Source organism: Delftia sp. PX-1 (genome assembly GCF_055797465.1).
Genome location: NZ_CP184763.1, coordinates 2,612,601 through 2,632,627 on the forward strand (window position 1 = coordinate 2,612,601; position 20,027 = coordinate 2,632,627).

Genomic DNA, 20,027 nt, shown 5'->3' on the forward strand with positions numbered 1-20,027 from the left:
AAGCCCGTGACCCGTCTGTTCCGCGTTCCCCATCACGCTCCCATGTTGGCCCTGGCTGCTGCCCTGGCCCTGTCGGCCTGCGACCGGCCCGCCAACCCGTCGGCACAGGCCGCAGCGCCGCAGGCGGCGGCCGGCGAGTTCACGCCCGTCACGGTGCAGCACCAGCTGGGCACCACGGTGGTGGAGCGCCCGCCGCAGCGCGTGGCCGCGCTGGACATGAACGAGGCCGACTTCCTCGACCAGCTCGGCGTGCCCATTGCCGGCATGCCCAAGGACTTCGTGCCCCACTTCCTGGCCCGGTACAAGGACGATGCCAACGTGCAGGACCTGGGCTCCATCGTCCAGCCCAACCTGGAGCGCGTGCATGCGCTCAAGCCCGACCTGGTGCTGATCTCGCCCATCCAGGCCAGCGCCTACCAGGAGCTTTCGGGCTTTGCGCCCACGGTTCATTTCGACGTGGACTTCAGGAACAGCGGCACCCGGCACCTGGACACCGTGCGCGATCACCTGCTGACCCTGGGCCGCATCTTCGGCAAGCAGGACCTGGCGCGCGCCAAGGCCGCCGAGATGGACGACAAGGTGGCCCAGGCCCGGCGCGCCACCGAAGGGCGCAAGGAGACGGCCCTCATCGTCATGCACAACAACGGCGCCTTCACCTCGTTCGGGCCGCAGTCGCGCTACGGCTTTGTCTTCAACGCGCTGGGCGTCAGGCCCGCCAGCACGGCGGCCGAGGCCGACCTGCACGGCCAGCCCATCTCCAGCGAATTCATCCAGCAGGCCAACCCGGACATCCTCTACGTGATCGACCGCACGGCCATCATGCAGCGCCGCCCGGGCATGGATGCTGCCGGCATGGACAACCCGCTGCTGCGCCAGACCAGCGCCTGGAAGAACAACCGCGTGGTCTTCGTCGATTCCGAGGCCTGGTACGTCACGGCGGCCAGCGTGACCTCGGTGAAGCTCATGGTCGATGACGTGCTCAAGGGCTATGGCGATGCGCCTGCAGCAGGCGCAGGTCCGGTGGCCGCTGCGGTTGCAAATTGATCGCATTCTCGATTGAGGGTTTGGCTTTCTCGTTCGGAAGACAAGGTGAAACACCCAACGCCTACCCGAATCGAAAGGAGTCCCGCATGGCACTACGCCATCCATCCCGCCCCGCGCACAACGGCGCATCGCGCGCCCTGCCGCACCCGGCCTTTGCCTGCAGGCACACGGCCATCGCCGTGCACATGCTCTGCATGGCGGGCCTGGCACTGGGGGGCCTGGCCGTGGCCATGCCGTCCGCGCTGGCGCAGGCGGCTGCCCAGGGGGCCGCATCTGGAGCCGCCTCCGGGGCGGCACCCGGCGAGGCCCGCCGCGCCTTCAGCATCCCGGCCGGCCCGCTGGGCCAGGCGCTCAACGCCTTTGCCGCATCGGCCGGCGTGGAGCTGACGGTGGATTCCAGCCTGCTGCAAGGCCGCAGCAGCGCAGGCCTGTCGGGCAGCTACAGCGTGGCCGAAGGCTTTGCCGAGCTGCTGCGCGGCCAGGGCCTGCGCGCCCTGCGCGAAGCCAACGGCAGCTACACCCTGGGCCGCGACCGCAACGCCGCAGCGCCCGTGGACGGCGGCGTGCTCATGCCTGCCGTCACCGTGCGCGCACAGGCTCAGCAGGCGCCGGAAGCCTATGCCGGCGGCCAGGTCTCCACGGGCGGCCGCATGGGCCTGCTGGGCGACAAGGACTTCATGGAGACGCCCTTCAACACCATCAGCTACACCGAGAAATTCATCGCTGATCGCCAGGCCCGCGACATCACCGACGTGATCTCCGCCGCCGACCCCACCGTGTTCAGCACGGGCATGACCGGCATCATCAGCGAGAACTACTCCATTCGCGGCTTCAGCTCCAGCATCGGCGATGTGACCTTTGGCGGGCTGTTCGGCGTGGCGCCGTTCTACCGCGCATCGCCAGAAATGTTCGAGCGCGTGGACGTGCTCAAGGGCCCCTCGGCCCTGCTCAACGGCATGCCGCCCGGCGGCTCGGTGGGCGGCACGGTCAACCTCGTGCCCAAGCGCGCGGGCGACGAGCCGCTGACGCGGCTGACCACCTCCTTCATGTCGGATGCGCAGCTGGGCGCCCACATCGACCTGGGCCGGCGGTTCGGCGAGCGCAAGCAGTTCGGCATCCGCTTCAACGGTGTGCTGCGTGACGGCGACGGCGCCGTGAACCACCAGGAAAAAGAGACCCGGCTGGCCTCGCTGGGCCTGGACTGGCGCGGCGACCGTGCCCGCCTGTCGGCCGACCTGTACAGCAGCGAGGACCGCACCGACGGCCTGAACCGCGGCATCAACCTGGCTGCAGGCCTGCCCGTGCCCAGGCCGCCCAAGGCCGACACCCTGCTCAACCCCAGCTGGGCCTTCTACGACACCAAGGACAAGGGCGCCATGGTGCGCGGCGAACTCGACCTGGGCGACCGCGTCACGGCCTATGCCGCCGTGGGCACCAGCAAGACCCGGTACCGCTCCACGGGGGCCTACCTGATCCAGGTCTTCAACACGGCCGGCGACTACCGCACCAACCTGGCCGACCTGGGCTTCGAGATGGACAAGAAGTCGGCCGAAGCCGGCCTCAAGGGCAAGTTCAACACGGCCGGCGTGGGCCACCAGTGGGCGCTCAACGCCACCTACTACACGCATACCGACAAGCAGTTCGGCCGCCGCAACGTGCTGGCCCAGGACTGGATCACCAACATCTACCACCCCATCTGGGGCCCGGCCACCAGCTTCAACGCGCCCCCGATCTCGCGCACCGAACTGCGGCTGACCAGCATCGGCGTGGCCGACACCCTGTCTTTTGCGCAGGACCGCGTGCAGCTCACCCTGGGCCTGCGCCGCCAGCAGGTGCTCAGCGACACCTTCAACGTGGCCACGGGCGCGCGCACCGCGCGCTATGACGAAGGCGCCACCACGCCGGCCGCCGCGCTGCTGGTGAAGGCCAGCGAGCGTGTCTCGGTCTACGCCAACTACATCGAAGGCCTGAGCCAGGGCGCCACCGCACCCATGACGGCGGCCAACGCGGGCGAAGTGTTCGCGCCCTACAAGTCCCGGCAAAAGGAGCTGGGCCTGAAGCTGGACCTGGGCGACTTCGCCCACACCTTCAGCCTCTATGAGATCCAGCGGCCCAACGGCTACACCGATCCCGTCTCCAACGTCTTCTCCTTCGGCGGCGAGCAGCGCAACCGGGGCGTGGAATGGGGCTTCTTCGGCAACGTGGCCACGGGCGTGCGCCTGATGGGCGGCATTGCCTACGTACAGCCCAAGCTCACCCGCACGGCAGGCGGCGTGAACCAGGGCAAGCTGGCGGCGGGCGTGCCCAGGCTGCAGGGCAAGCTGGGCGTGGAGTGGGACCTGCCCGCCGTGCAGGGCCTGACGCTGACGGCCAACGCCACCACGGCTTCCAGGCAGTACATCAATGCCGACAACTCGCTGTCCGTGCCGGGCCGCACCGTGTTCGACATCGGCGCGCGCTACGTGACCACGGCGGCCGGCCATCCGCTCACGCTGCGCGGCAGCATCACCAACGTGGCCAACAAGGCCTACTGGGCCACGCCGCTGTGGACCAGCCTCGGGCTGGGCGCACCGCGCACCTTCATGCTGTCGGCCACGGTTGATTTCTGAGCGATGACAGGGCGGCTTGCCTTCCATCAAGCCGCACCGAGCCTGCGCTGCCGCCCTGCGGGCTATAAACTAGCCCGGTCGGGCGGCAAAGCATGCCAGCCCTCTTGCCCTCCCGCCGTATACCAGGATGACAGACGCCTATGGACAGCCGCAATGACAGCATGGACCTGAGCGACGACAGCGTTTTCGAGAGCGCTGCGGAGTTGTTCCGTGCCATGGCGGCGCCCGTGCGCCTGAAGATCATCAGCGTGTTGTGCAATGGCGAGAAGAACGTGACCGAGCTGCTCGCCAGCATCGCCACCACGCAGCCCAACATGTCCCAGCACCTGAACACGCTGTACCAGGCCGGCGTGCTGGGCCGGCGCCGCGAAGGCGTCAGCATCTACTACTTCATCGCCAACGAGCAGGCTGCGCAGATGTGCTGCGCCATCTGCACCCAGGTCGCCATCGAGCAGGGCTGAGTGCCGCAGCCTGGCAGGGGCGACTCGGCTAGGATGCCATCCATGCCGCCCACACCCACCCTGGTCCAGCCCCTGCCGCTCGATGCCGACGGCATCCTCGCGCTGGCAGCGCGCTCCATGTTCCAGCTGTTCTCCACCATGAGCCAGGGCATGTTCCTGGCCGACAGGGCAGGGCGCATCGTCTGGGTCAACGAGGGCTACCAGCGCTTCCTGCCCGACCTGGGCGTGGCCTCGGTGGATGAGTTCCTGGGCCACATGGTCGAGGACGTCATCCCCAACACCCGCATGCGCCGCGTGCTGGAAACCGGCGAGCCCGTGCTCATCGACCTGCTCACCAACCGCGCCGGCACCTTCGTGGTCAGCCGCATCCCGCTCAAGGACGATGCGGGCGCGGTCATCGGCGCCATCGGCATCGTGCTGTTCGACCAGCCGGAGACCACGCTGCAGCCCCTGATCAGCAAGTTCGCCGTTCTGCAACGCGACCTGGACGAGGCCCGGCGCGAGCTGGCCGCCCAGCGCAACCGCAGCCTGCGCGTGGCCGTGCAGGGCGAGCGCCGCGCCAAGTACAGCTTTGCCAGCTTTGTCGGCAGCAGCCCGGCGGCCGTGGAGGTCAAGCGCCAGGCGCGCCGCGCGGCCCAGTCGCTCAGCCCCGTGCTGCTGCTGGGCGAGACCGGCACCGGCAAGGAGCTGCTGGCCCATGCCATCCACGCCGCATCGGCCCGCAGCGGCGGCCCCTTCGTCACCGTCAACATCGCCGCCGTGCCGGACGCCTTGCTGGAGGCCGAATTCTTCGGCGTCACCCCCGGCGCCTTCACCGGCGCCGACCGCAAGCCGCGCGACGGCAAATTCAGGCTGGCCGACGGCGGCACCCTGTTCCTCGACGAAATCGGCGACATGCCCCTGAACCTGCAGGCCAAGCTGCTGCGCGCGCTGCAGGAAGGCGAGATCGAACCGCTGGGCTCCAACCAGCTCGTGCGCTTTGACGTGCGCGTGGTCGCCGCCACCTCGCGCGACCTGCCGCAGATGGTGCGGGACGGCCGCTTCCGGGAAGACCTCTTCTACCGCCTGCACGTGCTGCCCATCCGCGTGCCGCCGCTGCGCGAACGCAGGCGCGACATCCCGGCCCTGGTCGAAGTCCTCTCCGAAGAACTGGCCCTGCGCAACGACATGCCCCCGCCCGAACTGCTGCCCGACGCCCTGGCCCTGCTGGCCGGCCAGACCTGGCGCGGCAACATCCGCGAACTGCGCAACGTGCTGGAGCAGGCCGCCATGCGCAGCGAAGACACCGCCATCAACGCAGAACAACTGCGCGAAGTGCTGCGCTCATCCGGCGTGGAACCCGCCGCCCCTGCGCCCGGCCCCGAGACTGCACCCGCCCCGTCCCCTGCCCACAACAGCCCCGCCGACACCGACCTGCTGCGCCCCCTGGCCCAGCAGGTGGCCGAGCTGGAACGCAAGGCCATCACCGCCACCCTGGCCGCCAACAGCGGCAACAAACTGGCCACGGCGCGCCAGCTGGGCATCTCGCGGGCCACGCTGTATGACCGGATGGCGGTGCTGGAGCTGCAGGGCTGAGTCACCCGCCGCCTGCAAGCCGTACCGTCGCCAGGTATCGGAGCGATGCTTTGCTGGCATGCCCATACCGCTTGCTGCCCGATGAATATTCGGCGTTCAGAGCTTTCTTGGCGTGCTTCTGGGCAACCGGGGTCTGTAGGTTCCACGGCGCAATTGCGGTGGTGAGAGTCCTAGGGAAGTTGCAATAGATGCTTCTTGCGGCATGGTGATGGGAGTACTACTTTGGCTGATAGGCACGGCCCCCGTTTGCCACCCACAATCTATGGCTCATTCCATAGTAGCCAATGACTCCTTGCGTCATCTGCTTTTTTGCGGCATCCGTGCCGTGCATCCGGTAGATGTTTCTGATGTGCTCGGCCTCGCGGATGTATTGGCTTTCCATGGCGGCATTGAGGGATGGGCGCAAGGGAATTCTTGCAGCAGGTAGCTCGTCTAGCATGGACCTGATCGAGGTCAGGAGATGTTGGTGCTCCACCAATTGTTCAGGCACTGGGTGGCCGCATGCTGCCAGTGCCAAGTCGACGATCCGGCTTGCGTATGGAAGGCTGGGGCGGCGGTCCTCCAGCATGGCGCGGTATTCAGGGGCTGGGGCCAGCGCCGCTAGGAGTGCACCCCAGTTGGACTCTCGCCAGCCGTAGCAAAAAAGCAGATCGTGTAGCAGCGATCTGTCAAAGGCATTGAGGCTGGTGCGAAGAAAATACAGCGAGTCCAGCGGCTCGCAGCGTACTTCGGGGTACAAGGACAGGAACTTGCGGTAGGTGCTGCCCCCGTGGTGGATCGTCTTGAGCAGACGAAGAATTCCACCATTGCTGATCTGCAGGGTTTGAAAAGGTGCAATGCTGATGAATCCAAGGGCATCGCCTGCGAAATAGCGTGGCGTCATGTCATGGGAATGGCTCTGGGGTAAAAATAAATCATCCTCAGGAGATAATTTTGTGAAAATTAAATATAGTAAAAAATGGATATTTATCATCCTGGGGATGGTAGTGTTTACGGTATTGCTTTTGCTGTTCATGATACCAAAGAAACAAGGTGAGAGCATCAGCCCGCGCGGTGTTTACAGGGTTGAGTACTATTACGTGCCATTAGCCCAGAAACTGATTTATCACCAGATGAAAATGCCCATGACTGTGCGTCTTTATGAAGTAAAAACAGGTAGAATTATTTCTGAAAGCGCTGTGGTGGATCTTTGGCTGAATGGCTCAATATATTGGTATCTTGAACCGCCAATGAATAGCATCATGGTGGGAAATGATGTGATATTTGAAAATATTCCAAGGGAGTGCCAAGATTGCCCAAGATTAACTCTTGAGCAAATGACAAATTAGGTCATCGTTGCCAGTAGATACGGACTACCGCCCACAACACATCCCGCTGCGCCGCCGTCACCACATCCAGTCAGCTCTAGTCCCCTGCTCTGAGCTGCACCTGCCAGCGCGGCATCAGCGCGTGCAGAGCCAGCGCCACATCTTCCGGCCCCGGCCGCAAGGGCATGCCTGGCGGCAGATCCACCGACTGCCACATCTCCCGCCGCAGCACGGCAGCGCAGCGCCGCACACACCACCAGGCGCCATGCGGATCGGCCCTGCCCGCATCCGGCTGCCCCGACCAACAGGCCCGGCCCGATGGCGCGCGGGCGGCGTACTTCCAGCGTGCGGCGAAGCGCAGGCCGGGGGTGAAGTGGTGGGTGATGTGCATGGAATAAGGGCAAGCGTGCATTCACAGAAACGATCAATCGCCATTGCATCGTTGGAATCGCTTCTTGTTAACACCCTTTGGTGTAATTCGTGGGCTCAAGTACACCCATGAGCGACACGTCAAATATCCGTTGTGCGAACTTGAATGCCTTTTGCCTGCGCTTGGGCAGGACCAGTCGGAAGGGCGACAACTCGGGCTCCCCTTTGGAGTTGATCAATCGACTTGGCCGGACATCGAGTTATTGGTCTGATCGCTTGAGAGGGAGAAAGCCAATAGGCGCGAAGCTGGCGCGGGAGATAGAAGAGGCGCTGAACCTGCCGAAATATTCCCTTGACGGGGATGAAGAACACAGCGACTTCGTTCAGGTCTCGCAGCTCAGCATTGGCGTGTCCGAAGAGCCGGATGAAGAGAGCACCCTTATGGCGGAGCTTGGCGCCTTGCAGTTCCGGCGCGATTTTTTGCGGTCAGTCGGTGTCAGTGCTGTGAATGCCGCCCTGGTTCATGTGGCAGGAACCAGCATGGAGCCAACGATCCGGGATGGGGCCGTGCTCTTGCTCAATCGTGCGGATGGAACGCCGCGCCGTAGCAGCGTCTATGCATTCGCGTGGGAAGGGCAGATGCTTGTGCGGCGCTTTCAGCGGGTGGGCGATGTTTGGCATGCAGTGGCTGACAACGCTGATAAAAGCGAGCACCCGGATATCGTCATTGCCGGGAAGGCAGAGGGCCTGGTGCAGAGGCATATGGGTTGGGGCCAAGCTCTGAGTCTGTCGTTGCTTGGTGGCTGACTCTTTCATCCGTCGCGGACACTTGAATGCTTTGTGCATGCGTTTGGGATATGGCAGTCGCAGAGCCAAGCGCTTGGCTCTCCCTTGGAACTGATCAACCGGCTTGGCCGGTCGCCCAGCTTTTGTAAATCACCGTCTCGCGACATTGCTGTCATTGAGCAACCGCACCCGCTGCGGCGAGAATGGCATCATGCCGACAGAACGGAGTGACATATGACAAGCCGGATATTGACGGTTGGACTTCTTGCGACGCTGTGCGTTGCGACAGCACAGGCACAGACCCCGCCGGACCTTGCCGATCTTGTCGGCGCGCGCGGCGCCGGCGGGGAAACCCAGATGCAGGCACGTGGCTACCAGCAGGTGCGCGCCACCCGCGTGCGGGAACAATCCTGGACCTTCTGGTGGAGCGACGCGCAGCGTGCCTGCGTGGCGATTTCCACCGACGATGGTCGCTACGCGTCGATCAACCGCATCCCTGAGCAGAACTGTCGTCCTGGAGGCGTGGCAGGCGACATACCGCCGCGCCCGCACCAGCCGGACGCGCTCACACTCATCTGTTACGGTCAGGGCGAGCATGCAGTATTCTCCAGCCACTCGGGCTACGAGTGGAACGACAGGCGCAAGCACTACGAGCCCACGCAGCGCGTGGAGTCTGCGAACGAGCAGTTCCAGACCGGCGTGCAGTTCGAGTTCCGCGATGGCCGGGGACGCATCCACCTGAGCGACAAGATGATTTCGCCCCTGAATTCCGGCGGCGTCGACGGTTGGTGGCAGCTGGAGGATGTGCAGATGTCGCCCGACCGCATCACGGCGCGCTATCAGGTCAACGGCCTCAACAGGCTCAGCGTGAACATCGACCGGCGTACCGGCATGGTCGAGATCAAGGACAAGCCCGGCTTCGTCGGCAAATGCGACCAGGGAGACTGGGGCGCGGGCCGCAAGTTCTGAAGATGGAGGCCTCCACCCCTACAACCGACAGCGGCCCTGTGCGCAGCACGCTGTCAATCCGCTTGACCACATTGCTGTGGGCAGTGCTTGTGCTTTGTTTCGTGGCGGGCCTGCCGATCCTTCTCGGTGCGAGTTGGCTCTCGCTGCCTGCTTTGCTACTAGCAGCCGCGCTGATCGCGGTTCCGCTGGTCTGGACTTGGCGGCGGATCTCGCGTTCGTCCAGGGCACGGTCCTGGGCTGCAAGTTGGCTGCATGGCACCGTCGGATTGTGGTTTTTGTTGTGCGGATTGGCGGCAGCACCGGTGTATGTCCTTGCCGTCATGACGGAGACACGTCCAGCCATCGTGCCCACCGTCACCATGTCCAACGGACCCCGCACCGTCGTGCTGCAAGGCATGCAGCACGTGGGTGCCGAGCGGTTCTTCAAGACCATCGTCTACGACCTTGAGAAGGCATTAGCCGACGGTTATGTGTTGGCCTACGAAGGCGTGGCCAACAGCGATCCGGAAGCCGACGCCTGGTTCAAGAAGGTCCTGACCCAGGGTAAAGACCTTGGCGACAGCTACCGAGAGCTCGGCCAGAACTGCGGTCTCGCCTACCAGATCGACTACTTCGGGCCGGTGGTGGCTGATGCCAAGGCCCACCCCGAACGGCACGTGACCATGGACGTGGACACGCGAGCGATGAAGCAGGAATACGACAGATTGGTGCAGAGCGACCCAGCCTTCGCGGCAGCGATGCGCCAACGTGAAGTGCAGCAAGCCACCGACGCTGAAGACGATTCATCGGACGTCGTGGCGCGTGTGATCGAATGGCAGAAGTCTGGCGATGAGCGGCAGGTCACGCTCGCCGGCACACTGTGCCGCGGGTTCATGACCTATGTGATGCGCCGTTCCGGCCAGGGCGGCGGCGGTGACCTGGACCCGGTGGTGCTCGACTTCCGCAATCGCCACCTTGCAAGGCAATTGCTGGATGACAAGCGCCCGAAAATCTACGTCACGTATGGCGCTGCGCATCTGCCAGGCGTGATGGAAATCATGCAGCGTGAGCCAGGCTGGAAGGTGGAGTCGGTGAAGTGGATGCGCACCATCTCGGCGCCTGAGCATCTGGAGGGGCGGCTTTAACCTGGCGGGGACGCATGGCGCCGAGTGTATTGGTCGAGACTGCTGTCCGGTCTTGAAAACAGACAACACCCGCGCAGCATTCAGCCTCGATTCGCGTCTCTTGATGCACCAAGCGCGCTGCTGCTCGTGCGGAGCAGGGGGCCTGTGCGGCGGCTCTTTTCCGCAGCGGTCGCTCGCGGCTTAGTGGGGTACGACTGCTGATGGCCGGTAGTGCTCGTTCGTCGGCGAAGTCTGGAAGACCGCAACCGCCGCAAAGCCGACACCGACAGGCCCGCGACGAACGACTGCAACGGGTCGATAGCCGTCGTTGGGTTGTCGCCGCTGAACGTCGTCAACCAGCCTGAAGCCGTCGCTCGAAAGTCTTCGCGCGACAACCACAAGAAAGGCAGTTGATGAAAAACCTACTGCGAGGGGCAGCGATCACGGCGTTGCTGGCAACTCTGGGTTGCAGCCAGCCGCCAAATGGCCGGTGGGAAGCGACGCAAAGCGTCGATGTTCTGCTGAAAAAGGGCCACCCGCAGACGGTGGCATTTGTCCTCAACGCAGGGGACGTTTGCGCACTCGGCCAGCAGTGGAGCTTTGAAAAGGAGCTGCGTTACAAGGAAGTGATCTGCCCCAGGGCAAGGGCTGGATCACTTCCGACACGCCGTTCAAAAAGCTGAGCGGCTGAGTTGGCAATGGGGCGAGTGCTCGCAGCTCCCCTCAGAAGCTATGCATCAACCCCGCAGTCACCCCCGTAGCCACATCCTTGTTCTGCCCGCCCTGAAACCCTCCACTCCAGTGCGTGCGGTCCAGTTCCGCATACAGCTTGCTGCGGCGTGACAGCTTGTATTCCGCAAACAGCAGGGCGCGGGTGTAGCCGTCTGCGGCGCGGCCGCTGCGTTCGCGTTCCACGCGGTACAGGGCGGCGGTCAGGTCCAGCGTGCTGCGGGCGGACCAGGTGGCGCCCAGCGAGTGCACGCGCTGCACGGTGCGGGCGGTGGTGGCGTTGGTCTGGCCGTCGCTGCGCGCGGTGTTCAGCGCAAGGCGCAGGTTGTCCCATTGGTAGCTGGCGCCCAGGGTGGCGGCTTTCAGCTCCCACTGGTCTGCGGTCTTGAAGCGCTGGTAGGCGCCGGAGACGGTCCATGTCTTCGTGCCATAGGCCAGGCCCGCGCCGGCCGATGAGCGGGCGGAGCCGCCTTGCGCCGTCTCGCCGAAGCTGTACATGGCGCGGGCGGTGAGGCCGCCGAAGCGGCCGGTGTACTTGACCGAGTTGTCCAGCCGGTACGAGCCCGTGGTGGCGCCCGCGCTGCCGTATTCCACGCCCAGGCCGTGGCTGCTGAGCGCGGCGGTGGCGATGTTGGGGTTGAAGGAGGCAAACCGCATGCCCACGGGGTCCACGGGGCTGATGGCCTCTGCCAGCAGGTTGGTCTGGCGGCCGGCCGTGACCTGGCCCCAGCTGCCGCCCAGGCCCACGATGGCCGCGCGGTCGAAGAATTTGCTGGAGTTGGCGGTGGTGCCGGTGTCCAGGTTCAGGCCGGTTTCCAGGTTGAACAGGGCGTACATGCCGCCGCCCAGGTCTTCGCGGCCCCGAAACCCGAAGCGGCTGGTGGTGTTGACGCCGCTGGACAGCGCGGCGCCCGAGGTGTTGCTGGCCGCGTTGGCAGCGGTGAGGCCGCTGGTGTAGCGCACGCCGGTATCGGCAATGCCGTAGAGCGTGATGCTGGATTGCGCAAGGGCCGACAGCGGTGCAGCGGCGAGGGTGATCAGCACCAGGGTTTTGGTGTTCATGGGTGTGGCGAGGGTGATAGGGCTGGGCAGCGGCATGCCGCAGCGGTGCCGCTGCAATGCCGCTGGATGGAGGTCGAACCGGGGAGGGGGAAGGCCCCCTGTGTGTCGAGGGCCTGAGTGCCTTGAGTGCCTTGCGGGCCTAGAGGGCCTTGAAGGCTCGGGGGCCTGCCGTCAGGGCTTGGCCGCCGGCTCCATGCCGGTGCTGCGCACGATGGGCGCGGCGGCGGGGGCCGCCAGGAAGCGGATCAGGTGTCGCGCCGTGTCAGGGCTCTTGGCGCCGGTGGCCACGCCTGCGGAGAAGAAGACGCGCTGCTGCACTTCATCGGGCAGGGGGCCGACGAATTCCAGCTCCTTGAACGGCAGCAGTTCGCTGACCTGCTGGAAGCCGATGTCCGCATCGCCACGCAGCACCACGGCGCCCACGCGCTCGCTGAGGATGCGGGTGGCCTTGCCCTTCATCTGCTCGGCCACGCCCAGGCGCGGGAACAGTTCGTTGGCCAGGTAGGTGCCGCTGGCGCTGGCCGAGTAGGCAACGGATTTGGCGTCCAGCAGGGTCTGCCTGAGCGCGTCCACGGTGCTGATGTCGGGCTTGGGCGTGCCCTTGCGCACGCTCATGCCGATCATGGAGCGCGCCAGGTCCACGCGGCTGCCCGCTTCCACCTTGCCTTGCGCTGCCAGGTTGTCCAGGGCCGAGTCGGCGAGGATGACCACGTCGAACTGCTCGCCCCGCGCCAGCCGGCTGGGAATGGAGTCCTGCGCATTGCCCATGGAGGCGCCACGCGAGGTGACGACCTTGTGGCCCGTGGCCTGCTCGTACAGGGGTATCAGCTGGTCATAGGCGGCAGAGAAGCCGCCCGAGGTGACCACGCGGATTTCATCTGCGGCGGCGGTGGAAGGCGCGGCAGCGCCCAGGGCCAGGCCCAGGCTGAGGGCGCCGCCCAGCAGCGCGCCCAGGGTGCGGCGGCGCAGCGTGGATGGCACGGAGGACTGCAGAGAGGACTGCAGGGGGGTGGAACGGATGGCGGTCATGGTTTGTCTCCTGGTTTTTTATGGTTGGGGAACGGCTAACGGCTGCCGAGAGAATCAATCGGCGGTGATTTTTCGCTCGCGGATGATGCGGCCCCACTTGGCGTGCTCGGCGGCAATGAACTGGCCCAGTTCCTCGCGGGTGCCCGGGGCGGCGGTCTGGCCGTGCTTGAGCAGGTTGTCGCGCACTTCGGGGGTGTTCAGCACCTTGACCAGCTCGGTGTTCCAGCGGTCCAGCAAGGGCTTGGGCGTCTTGGCGGATGCCACGAAGGCGTACCAGTTGGTGGCGTTGAAGCCGGGGAAGCTTTCGGCCACGGTGGGCACGTTGGGCAGGTAGGCCGGGCGCGTGAGGCCCGTGGTGGCCAGCGGAATGAGCTTGCCCGATTCGATGTGGGGCAGGGCCGTGGGCGGGGCCGCGTAGAAGGAGGTCACGCGGTTGCCCAGCACATCCTGCAGGGCGGGCGCGCCGCCCTTGTAGGGCACGTGCAGGGTGTCGATCTTGGCGACATCGTTGAGCAGTTCACCGGCCAGGTGCGATGCGGAGCCGGGGCCGGTGGAGGCGAAGTCCAGCTTGCCGGGTTCGCGCCTGGCCTTGGCCACGTATTCGCCCAGGGTCTTGATACCCGTGGCGGCCGGCACGACGAGCACGTTGGGAAAGTTCACGCCCATGGTGATGGGGGCCAGGTCCTTGAGCGGGTCGTAGCCGATCTTCATGAAGTGCGGCGCAATGGCCAGCGGGCCGATGGAGCCGAAGAGCAGCACCGAGCCGTCGGACGGGCCATTGGCCACCTGCGTGTGGGCCAGGTTGCCGCCCGCGCCGGGCTTGTTTTCCACGACCACGCTCTGGCCGATGTTCTCGCCCAGCTTCTTGGCGATGATGCGCGCGGCAATGTCGGCCGAGCCGCCTGCAGCAAAGCCGACCACCATGACCACGGGTTTCTTGGGGGGGAAGTCCTGGGCCTGGGCAGCGCCCACGGCCAGGGAAAGAAGGGCTGCCAGGGCGCCGCCCGCGATCAGTCTGCGTTGGTGCATGTCGTCTCCGTTTGTTGGTCTTGCCTGCCCGCAGGGGGCAGCGTTATCAAGGGCGCCATCCTATGCAGGGGCTGCTATTCTGTGAATTGCAACTTTTGGAGGGACTGTTGCATGCAGCGCATCAAATTCGACATGGGGGAGCTGATCGCCTTCGTGACCACGGCCGAGAAGGCCAGTTTTCGCCTGGCCGCAGAAGCGCTTTTCCTGTCGCCGCCTGCCTTGAGCCGGCGCGTGGAGCGCCTGGAGTCGGTGCTGGGCGTGCGGCTGCTGGAGCGCACCACGCGGCAAGTGAAGCTGACCGAGGTAGGCCATGAATTCCTGCAGGAGGCGCGCCGGGCCCTGGCCGGCCTGGACGAGGCCGTGCAGCGCGTGGATGACCAGGTCAAGCTGCGCCGTGGCCGCGTGACGGTTGCCTGCGTGCCTTCGGTGGCCACCAATCTGCTGCCCCCGGTGCTGAAATCCTTTGCCGTGGAGCAGCCCGATGTGCAGGTGCACGTCATCGACGAGAGCGCGCACCAGGTGGTGGAGGCCGTGCTGCGCGGGGAGGCGGATTTCGGCCTGAGCTTCACGGGCAGCCAGGAGCCGTCGCTGCGCTTTGAGGCGCTCACGCGCGAGCGCTATGTGCTGGCCATGCCGCGCAGCCATGCCTGGGCCGGGCGCAGCCAGGTGGAATGGGCCGAGCTGGCGGGCAAGCGCCTGGTGTCCGTCTCCCACCAAAGCGGCAACCGGCTGCTGCTGGACCAGGTGATGGCCGGCCTGCCAGAGCAGCCCGTGGCCTGGCACGAATGCAACCACGTCACGGGCGCCCTGGCCCTGGTGGAAGCGGGCCTGGGCCTGGCCGCCGTGCCCCAGCTGGCCCTGCGCCAGGACCATGCCCAGGTCTGCGGCGTGCCGCTGACCGCGCCCGATGTGTGGCGTACGCTGGGCCTGCTGCAGCGGCGCGATCGCATGCTCGGGCCTGTGGCGCAGGCGTTGCGGGAGTGTCTGGTGCAGGCCCAGGAAGCGGGCCGCTGAGCGGGAATGTCGGTTCGGCAACGGCCCGCTTGTGCGCGATGCAGATGCCCGCCTCGCTTGTGGCCCGGATACTCCCCCGAACAGCACCGACGGGGCAGGTTTAAGGCTTTATATGAGTTTCAATCATGTAATTGTGAGATAAAACCATTTTACTTCATTGATTTGGCTCCATATCATCCGCTCCCATTGTTCGTTTGCATTTTGGGAAGCAGTCATGGCCATCACTTCACCTCGGACCGCATGGTCGCCACAACCGGCTCCCGCGTTGAACCCCGGCCATCTTGCGTGAGAGCAGCAATGACACGTCCACTTCGTCTGGTCGCCGTATCCGGCGGACTGCAGCGCCCCTCCAAGTCTGCCGCCCTGGCAGAGCATCTGTCTGATCTGATCGCCGACGAAGTTCCGTGCGAACAACGCCTGGTGGAACTGGGCCAGCTCGCGCCGCAGCTTGCCGGCGCGGTGTGGCGCTCGCAGTTGCCCGAGACGGTGGAGCGGGAGCTTGCGGCGGTGGAGCAGGCGGATGTGCTGGTGGTGGCCACACCGGTCTTTCGCGGCGCCTACACCGGGTTGTTCAAGCACTTCTTCGACTTCGTCCACCAGGACGCCTTGATCGACAAACCCGTGCTGCTGGCGGCCACCGGTGGAAGCGAGCGCCATGCCCTGGTGATCGACCACCAGTTGCGGCCGCTGTTCAGCTTCTTCCAGGCACGCACCCTGCCACTGGGTGTCTACGCGACCGACAAGGATTTCGTGGACTACCGCCTGCACGACGAGGCACTGCTACAGCGGGCCGCGCTGGCGGTTCAGCGGGCATTGCCGCTGGTCGAGCTGAGGCAGCGCACCATGCCCCATCTGGCCGAATCAGCGGCTGTTGCCTGAAGAAAACAACGGTTTTCTCTCCACGCCCATGGGCCACCCGAACTCATGAAGCTGCTGGCCGGCCAGGACGTAATGGTGGGCCAGGCGCAGGGGAACATCCCAGGAATTCATGGTTTGCCCTGTATCGGATTCAGGCAGCTGTCTTGGAAAAAGACACTGAATCTGTCCAATGGCCAGACACTTTCGGCCCTGGCACGGGCTGCCTGGCCCCGGGGGGCGCAAGGCCGTCCCTGTCTTGGTGCCGCCTGGGCGTGCCTGGCACAAAGCATGCATGGTCCCCTTGCAAAACGGCAGGCCCAGCCAGGCCATCAAGCCGCAAACCCCAAAGGAGACAAACCATGCACCGCCGCCCCTTCCTCCATTGCACCATCGCACTCGCCGCCATGGCCGCTGCAGCTCCTGCTGCACTGGCCCAGCAGGGCGAGATCCGCATTGCCCACGTCTACAGCAAGACCGGCGCGCTGGAGGCCTATGGCAAGCAGACCCAGGCCGGGCTGCTGATGGGGCTGGAGTACGCCACGGGCGGCAGCATGGCGGTGAATGGCAAAAAGCTGGTGGTGATCGAGAAGGACGACCAGGGCAAGCCCGACCTGGGCAAGAGCCTGCTGGCCACGGCGTATTCCGATGACAAGGCCGATCTGGCCGTGGGGCCCACGTCGTCCGGCGTGGCGCTGGCCATGCTGCCGGTGGCCGAGGAGTACAAGAAGATTTTGCTGGTGGAGCCGGCCGTGGCCGATTCGATCACGGGCGACAAGTGGAACAAGTACATCTTCCGCACGGGCCGCAACTCCAGCCAGGACGCCATCAGCAATGCGGTGGCCATCGACAGGGCGGGCGTGACGATTGCCACGCTGGCCCAGGACAACGCCTTCGGCCGCGACGGGGTGAAGGCCTTCAAGGACGCCATCAAGAAGGGCAAGCTGGCGCATGAGGAGTACCTGCCTGCAGCCACCACGGATTTCACGGCAGGGGCGCAGCGGCTGATCGACAAGCTCAAGGACCAGCCGGGCAGGAAGATCATCTGGATCGTCTGGGCCGGGGCGGGCAATCCGTTCAAGATCGCGGACCTGGACCTCAAGCGCTACGGCATCGAGATCGCCACGGGCGGCAACATCCTGCCCGCCATGGCGGCCTACAAGAATCTGCCGGGCATGGAGGGCGCCACGTACTACTACTACGGCATTCCCAAGAACCCGGTGAACGAGGCGCTGGTGTCCATGCACTACAAGCAGTACAAGACGCCGCCGGATTTCTTCACGGCCGGCGGCTTCTCTGCGGCCATGGCCATCGTGACGGCGCTCAAGAAGACAGGTGGAGACACCAAGACCAACGGTCTGATCAAGGCCATGGAGGGCATGAGCTTCGACACGCCCAAGGGCCAGATGACCTTCCGCAAGGAAGACCACCAGGCCCTGCAGAGCATGTACCACTTCAAGATCCGCGTGGACCCGGCGCTGGCCTGGGGCGTGCCCGAGCTGGTGCGCGAGATCAAGCCCGAGGAGATGCAGGTTCCTATCCGCAACGGCCGCTGAGCAATGTTGCGCACAGAGGATCTGACCATCCGCTTCGGGGGCCATGTGGCCGTCAACGGCGTGAGCTGCGCTTTCGAGCCGGGCACGCTGACGGCCATCGTGGGGCCCAACGGGGCGGGCAAGACCACGTATTTCAACCTGATCTCGGGGCAGCTCAAGGCCACGGCCGGGCGCGTGCTGCTGGGCGGGCGCGAGCTGACGGGGCTGGCCCCTTCGGCGCGCACGCGGGCCGGGCTGGGGCGGGCGTTCCAGCTCACCAATCTGTTCCCGCACCTGAGCGTGCTGGAGAACGTGCGCCTGGCCGTGCAGGCGCGCGACGAGGGGCCGCACCGGCGCGGCCTGAACCTGTGGAGCATCTGGAGCGACCACCGCGCGCTCACGCAGCGGGCGCTGCACATCCTCGACCAGGTGGCCCTGTCCGCCCGGCGCGACGAGGCCGTGGCCGCGCTGCCGCATGGCGACCAGCGCAAGCTGGAGGTGGCCTTGCTGATGGCGCTGGAACCCCAGGTCTATATGTTCGACGAGCCCACGGCGGGCATGAGCCATGACGAGGCGCCGGTGATCCTGGACCTGATACGCAAGCTCAAGCAGGACCGCAGCAAGATCATCCTGCTGGTGGAGCACAAGATGGATGTGGTGCGCGAGCTGGCCGACCGCATCATCGTGCTGACCAATGGCACGCTGGTGGCCGATGGGCCGCCGGCCGAGGTCATTGCCTCGCCTGTGGTGCAGCAGGCCTACCTGGGTGTGGTGCCGGAGCAGGGCGCCGTGAAGGAGGCCGCATGAGCGCTGCCGCCAACCTCAACCCAAACCCCAACCTGCTCGAACTGTCGGGCGTGCACACGCATATCGGGGCCTATCACATCCTGCATGGCGTGGACCTGGCCGTGCCGCGCGGGCAGCTGACCATGCTGCTGGGGCGCAACGGCGCGGGCAAGACGACCACGCTGCGCACCATCATGGGCCTGTGGCGGGCCAGCCAGGGGCGCATCGCCTTTGGCGGGGCCGACATCACGGCCCTGCCCACGCCGGCGATTGCGCGGCTGAACATTGCCTATGTGCCCGAGAACATGGGCATCTTCGCGGACCTGACGGTGCAGGAAAACCTGCTGCTGGCCGCGCGCGGCGCCTCGCGCGCTGACCGCATGGACGCGCAGCGGCTGCAGTGGATCTTCGGCATGTTCCCGGCCGTGGAGAAGTTCTGGAACCACCCGGCCGGCAAGCTGTCGGGCGGGCAAAAGCAGATGGTGGCGGTGGCGCGCGCCATCGTGGAGCCGCGTGATCTGCTGATCGTGGACGAGCCCAGCAAGGGCCTGGCACCGGCCATCATCGAGAACATGATCGCGGCCTTCGCCCAGCTCAAGGCGGGCGGCACGACGATTGTGCTGGTGGAGCAGAACCTGGGCTTTGCGCGCCGCCTGGGCGACCGCGTGGCGGTGATGGACAACGGCCGCGTGGTGCACGCGGGCGGCATGGCCGAGTTCTCGGCAGACGCGGCGTTGCAGCAGTCGCTGCTGGGGCTTTCGCTATGAACAAGCTGAACAGGCTGGATGTGGATTTCAAGCCGCTGCTGCTGGTGCCCGTGCTGGCCCTGGTGGCGCTGCCGCTGGTGGGCTCGGCCTCGACCTGGCTGACGCTGACGGTGGCGGGGCTGGCCATGGGGATGATCGTGTTCATCATCGCCTCGGGGCTGACGCTGGTGTTCGGGCTGATGGATGTGCTGAACTTCGGCCACGGCGTGTTCATCGCGCTGGGTGCCTTCGTGGCCACCAGCGTGCTGGGTGCCATGGGCGACTGGACGGGGTCGGACCAGCTGTGGCGCAACCTGCTGGCCGTGCTGCCGGCCATGGTGGTGGCCATGCTGGTGGCGGGCGCCATCGGGCTGGCGTTCGAGCGCTTCATCGTGCGGCCCGTGTACGGCCAGCATCTCAAGCAGATCCTGATCACCATGGGCGGCATGATCATCGGCGAGGAGCTGATCAAGCTCATCTGGGGCCCGCAGCAGATTCCGCTGCCGCTGCCCCAGGGCATGAAGGGCGCCTGGCTGCTGGGCGATGCCGCCGTGGAAAAGTACCGCGTGGTGGCCGTGCTGGTGGGGCTGGCGGTGTTTGCCCTGCTGGCCTGGACGCTGTCGCGCACCAAGATCGGCCTGCTGATCCGCGCGGGCGTGCAGGACCGCGAGATGGTGGAGGCCCTGGGCTACCGCGTGCGCCGCCTGTTCGTGGGCGTGTTCGTGGCGGGCTCGGCGCTTGCGGGGCTGGGCGGGGTGATGTGGGGCATGTACCAGCAGAGCGTGGTGCCGCAGATGGGGGCGCAGGTCAATGTGCTGATCTTCATCGTGATCATCATCGGCGGGCTGGGCAGCACGGGCGGGGCGCTGATCGGCGCGCTGCTGGTGGGGCTGATGGCCAACTACACGGGGTTCCTGGTGCCCAAGGTGGCGCTGTTCTCCAACATCGCGCTGATGGTGGCCATCCTGCTATGGCGCCCGCAGGGCGTCTATCCCGTGGCGAACCGCTGAAGGAGTGAT

The 20,027-nt window shown here is 65.7% G+C and carries 20 protein-coding genes; 15 read left to right on the top strand and 5 right to left on the bottom strand.

Features of this window, described 5'->3' with window-relative positions:
- Nucleotides 1-6 precede the first annotated feature (6 nt).
- From ACN20X_RS11990 to ACN20X_RS12005, 4 genes are all read left to right on the top strand, one after another.
- Nucleotides 7-1,044: a siderophore ABC transporter substrate-binding protein gene (locus tag ACN20X_RS11990; RefSeq protein ID WP_016449631.1), complete on the top strand. Its 1,038-nt coding sequence runs from the start codon at nucleotides 7-9 to the stop codon at nucleotides 1,042-1,044.
- Between the two features lie 86 nt (nucleotides 1,045-1,130).
- Nucleotides 1,131-3,653, top strand: coding sequence for a TonB-dependent siderophore receptor (locus ACN20X_RS11995; protein ID WP_473210639.1), 2,523 nt, complete (start codon nucleotides 1,131-1,133; stop codon nucleotides 3,651-3,653).
- Between the two features lie 140 nt (nucleotides 3,654-3,793).
- The gene (locus ACN20X_RS12000) at nucleotides 3,794-4,114 is read left to right on the top strand and encodes an ArsR/SmtB family transcription factor (RefSeq protein ID WP_016449629.1); all 321 of its coding nucleotides are present in this window, start codon (nucleotides 3,794-3,796) and stop codon (nucleotides 4,112-4,114) included.
- A gap of 42 nt (nucleotides 4,115-4,156) precedes the next feature.
- A complete protein-coding gene (locus tag ACN20X_RS12005; RefSeq protein ID WP_473210640.1) occupies nucleotides 4,157-5,689 on the top strand; it encodes a sigma-54 interaction domain-containing protein in 1,533 nt (510 codons plus the stop codon).
- A gap of 217 nt (nucleotides 5,690-5,906) precedes the next feature.
- On the opposite strand, the gene ACN20X_RS12010 is transcribed toward ACN20X_RS12005, so the two are convergent.
- Nucleotides 5,907-6,572, bottom strand: coding sequence for a hypothetical protein (locus tag ACN20X_RS12010; RefSeq protein ID WP_016454040.1), 666 nt, complete (start codon nucleotides 6,570-6,572; stop codon nucleotides 5,907-5,909).
- On the opposite strand from ACN20X_RS12010, the gene ACN20X_RS12015 reads away from it, so the two are divergent.
- Complete coding sequence (locus ACN20X_RS12015; protein WP_473210641.1) at nucleotides 6,571-7,017, top strand: hypothetical protein; 447 nt, start codon at nucleotides 6,571-6,573, stop codon at nucleotides 7,015-7,017. The two genes, ACN20X_RS12010 and ACN20X_RS12015, sit on opposite strands and share 2 nt — an antisense overlap.
- A gap of 76 nt (nucleotides 7,018-7,093) precedes the next feature.
- Here the strand turns inward: ACN20X_RS12015 and ACN20X_RS12020 are convergent, their stop codons facing one another.
- Nucleotides 7,094-7,387, bottom strand: a complete 294-nt coding sequence (locus ACN20X_RS12020; RefSeq protein WP_244160576.1) for a hypothetical protein — start codon at nucleotides 7,385-7,387, stop codon at nucleotides 7,094-7,096.
- 107 nt (nucleotides 7,388-7,494) lie between these two features.
- Between ACN20X_RS12020 and ACN20X_RS12025 the strand changes: the two genes are divergently transcribed.
- The 4 genes from ACN20X_RS12025 to ACN20X_RS12040 all read left to right on the top strand — a co-directional run bounded on the left by ACN20X_RS12025 (nucleotide 7,495) and on the right by ACN20X_RS12040 (nucleotide 10,906).
- Entirely contained in the window at nucleotides 7,495-8,172 is a 678-nt protein-coding gene (locus ACN20X_RS12025; RefSeq protein WP_473210642.1) for a S24 family peptidase, read from the top strand.
- A 213-nt stretch (nucleotides 8,173-8,385) separates the two neighbouring features.
- Nucleotides 8,386-9,120 carry a hypothetical protein gene (locus ACN20X_RS12030; protein ID WP_473210643.1) on the top strand — a complete coding sequence of 245 codons (735 nt, stop codon included), beginning with the start codon at nucleotides 8,386-8,388 and terminating at the stop codon, nucleotides 9,118-9,120.
- A 2-nt stretch (nucleotides 9,121-9,122) separates the two neighbouring features.
- Nucleotides 9,123-10,244, top strand: coding sequence for a TraB/GumN family protein (locus ACN20X_RS12035; RefSeq protein ID WP_310039205.1), 1,122 nt, complete (start codon nucleotides 9,123-9,125; stop codon nucleotides 10,242-10,244).
- Nucleotides 10,245-10,636: 392 nt separating this feature from the next.
- The gene (locus ACN20X_RS12040) at nucleotides 10,637-10,906 is read left to right on the top strand and encodes a hypothetical protein (protein WP_473210644.1); all 270 of its coding nucleotides are present in this window, start codon (nucleotides 10,637-10,639) and stop codon (nucleotides 10,904-10,906) included.
- Between the two features lie 40 nt (nucleotides 10,907-10,946).
- Here the strand turns inward: ACN20X_RS12040 and ACN20X_RS12045 are convergent, their stop codons facing one another.
- The 3 genes from ACN20X_RS12045 to ACN20X_RS12055 form a co-directional block, all read right to left on the bottom strand.
- A complete protein-coding gene (locus ACN20X_RS12045; RefSeq protein ID WP_473210645.1) occupies nucleotides 10,947-12,014 on the bottom strand; it encodes a porin in 1,068 nt (355 codons plus the stop codon).
- 171 nt (nucleotides 12,015-12,185) lie between these two features.
- Nucleotides 12,186-13,043 (bottom strand): substrate-binding domain-containing protein, encoded by an 858-nt coding sequence (locus ACN20X_RS12050; protein WP_017405477.1) that lies wholly within the window; start codon nucleotides 13,041-13,043, stop codon nucleotides 12,186-12,188.
- A 54-nt stretch (nucleotides 13,044-13,097) separates the two neighbouring features.
- Nucleotides 13,098-14,072, bottom strand: coding sequence for a Bug family tripartite tricarboxylate transporter substrate binding protein (locus ACN20X_RS12055; protein ID WP_047218319.1), 975 nt, complete (start codon nucleotides 14,070-14,072; stop codon nucleotides 13,098-13,100).
- Between the two features lie 111 nt (nucleotides 14,073-14,183).
- Here ACN20X_RS12055 and ACN20X_RS12060 point away from each other — a divergent pair, with 111 nt between their 5' ends.
- From ACN20X_RS12060 to ACN20X_RS12085, 6 genes are all read left to right on the top strand, one after another.
- Nucleotides 14,184-15,086, top strand: coding sequence for a LysR family transcriptional regulator (locus ACN20X_RS12060; protein WP_016449615.1), 903 nt, complete (start codon nucleotides 14,184-14,186; stop codon nucleotides 15,084-15,086).
- 297 nt (nucleotides 15,087-15,383) lie between these two features.
- Nucleotides 15,384-15,965: an FMN reductase gene (msuE, locus tag ACN20X_RS12065; RefSeq protein WP_016454049.1), complete on the top strand. Its 582-nt coding sequence runs from the start codon at nucleotides 15,384-15,386 to the stop codon at nucleotides 15,963-15,965.
- 338 nt (nucleotides 15,966-16,303) lie between these two features.
- Nucleotides 16,304-17,497 carry a substrate-binding domain-containing protein gene (locus tag ACN20X_RS12070; protein WP_017406780.1) on the top strand — a complete coding sequence of 398 codons (1,194 nt, stop codon included), beginning with the start codon at nucleotides 16,304-16,306 and terminating at the stop codon, nucleotides 17,495-17,497.
- Between the two features lie 3 nt (nucleotides 17,498-17,500).
- On the top strand, nucleotides 17,501-18,283 hold the full coding sequence (locus tag ACN20X_RS12075; protein WP_012204469.1) for an ABC transporter ATP-binding protein: 783 nt from the start codon (nucleotides 17,501-17,503) through the stop codon (nucleotides 18,281-18,283).
- Complete coding sequence (locus ACN20X_RS12080) at nucleotides 18,280-19,029, top strand: branched-chain amino acid ABC transporter ATP-binding protein (RefSeq protein WP_016454051.1); 750 nt, start codon at nucleotides 18,280-18,282, stop codon at nucleotides 19,027-19,029. The genes ACN20X_RS12075 and ACN20X_RS12080 overlap by 4 nt, the downstream gene beginning before the upstream one ends.
- On the top strand, nucleotides 19,026-20,018 hold the full coding sequence (locus tag ACN20X_RS12085; RefSeq protein WP_047474935.1) for a branched-chain amino acid ABC transporter permease: 993 nt from the start codon (nucleotides 19,026-19,028) through the stop codon (nucleotides 20,016-20,018). Before ACN20X_RS12080 ends, ACN20X_RS12085 begins: the two co-directional genes overlap by 4 nt.
- The last annotated feature ends 9 nt before the right edge of the window (nucleotides 20,019-20,027 follow it).

Bases quoted from the DNA above. Each gene is read 5' to 3' on its own strand.
- ACN20X_RS11995 (WP_473210639.1), top strand. From the start codon at position 1,131: ATGGCACTACGCCATCCATCCCGCCCCGCGCACAACGGCGCATCGCGC.
- ACN20X_RS12000 (WP_016449629.1), top strand. From the start codon at position 3,794: ATGGACAGCCGCAATGACAGCATGGACCTGAGCGACGACAGCGTTTTC.
- ACN20X_RS12005 (WP_473210640.1), top strand. From the start codon at position 4,157: ATGCCGCCCACACCCACCCTGGTCCAGCCCCTGCCGCTCGATGCCGAC.
- ACN20X_RS12015 (WP_473210641.1), top strand. From the start codon at position 6,571: ATGTCATGGGAATGGCTCTGGGGTAAAAATAAATCATCCTCAGGAGAT.
- ACN20X_RS12010 (WP_016454040.1), bottom strand. From the start codon at position 6,572: ATGACGCCACGCTATTTCGCAGGCGATGCCCTTGGATTCATCAGCATT.
- ACN20X_RS12020 (WP_244160576.1), bottom strand. From the start codon at position 7,387: ATGCACATCACCCACCACTTCACCCCCGGCCTGCGCTTCGCCGCACGC.
- ACN20X_RS12025 (WP_473210642.1), top strand. From the start codon at position 7,495: ATGAGCGACACGTCAAATATCCGTTGTGCGAACTTGAATGCCTTTTGC.
- ACN20X_RS12030 (WP_473210643.1), top strand. From the start codon at position 8,386: ATGACAAGCCGGATATTGACGGTTGGACTTCTTGCGACGCTGTGCGTT.
- ACN20X_RS12035 (WP_310039205.1), top strand. From the start codon at position 9,123: ATGGAGGCCTCCACCCCTACAACCGACAGCGGCCCTGTGCGCAGCACG.
- ACN20X_RS12040 (WP_473210644.1), top strand. From the start codon at position 10,637: ATGAAAAACCTACTGCGAGGGGCAGCGATCACGGCGTTGCTGGCAACT.
- ACN20X_RS12045 (WP_473210645.1), bottom strand. From the start codon at position 12,014: ATGAACACCAAAACCCTGGTGCTGATCACCCTCGCCGCTGCACCGCTG.
- ACN20X_RS12050 (WP_017405477.1), bottom strand. From the start codon at position 13,043: ATGACCGCCATCCGTTCCACCCCCCTGCAGTCCTCTCTGCAGTCCTCC.
- ACN20X_RS12055 (WP_047218319.1), bottom strand. From the start codon at position 14,072: ATGCACCAACGCAGACTGATCGCGGGCGGCGCCCTGGCAGCCCTTCTT.
- ACN20X_RS12060 (WP_016449615.1), top strand. From the start codon at position 14,184: ATGCAGCGCATCAAATTCGACATGGGGGAGCTGATCGCCTTCGTGACC.
- msuE (WP_016454049.1), top strand. From the start codon at position 15,384: ATGACACGTCCACTTCGTCTGGTCGCCGTATCCGGCGGACTGCAGCGC.
- ACN20X_RS12070 (WP_017406780.1), top strand. From the start codon at position 16,304: ATGCACCGCCGCCCCTTCCTCCATTGCACCATCGCACTCGCCGCCATG.
- ACN20X_RS12075 (WP_012204469.1), top strand. From the start codon at position 17,501: ATGTTGCGCACAGAGGATCTGACCATCCGCTTCGGGGGCCATGTGGCC.
- ACN20X_RS12080 (WP_016454051.1), top strand. From the start codon at position 18,280: ATGAGCGCTGCCGCCAACCTCAACCCAAACCCCAACCTGCTCGAACTG.
- ACN20X_RS12085 (WP_047474935.1), top strand. From the start codon at position 19,026: ATGAACAAGCTGAACAGGCTGGATGTGGATTTCAAGCCGCTGCTGCTG.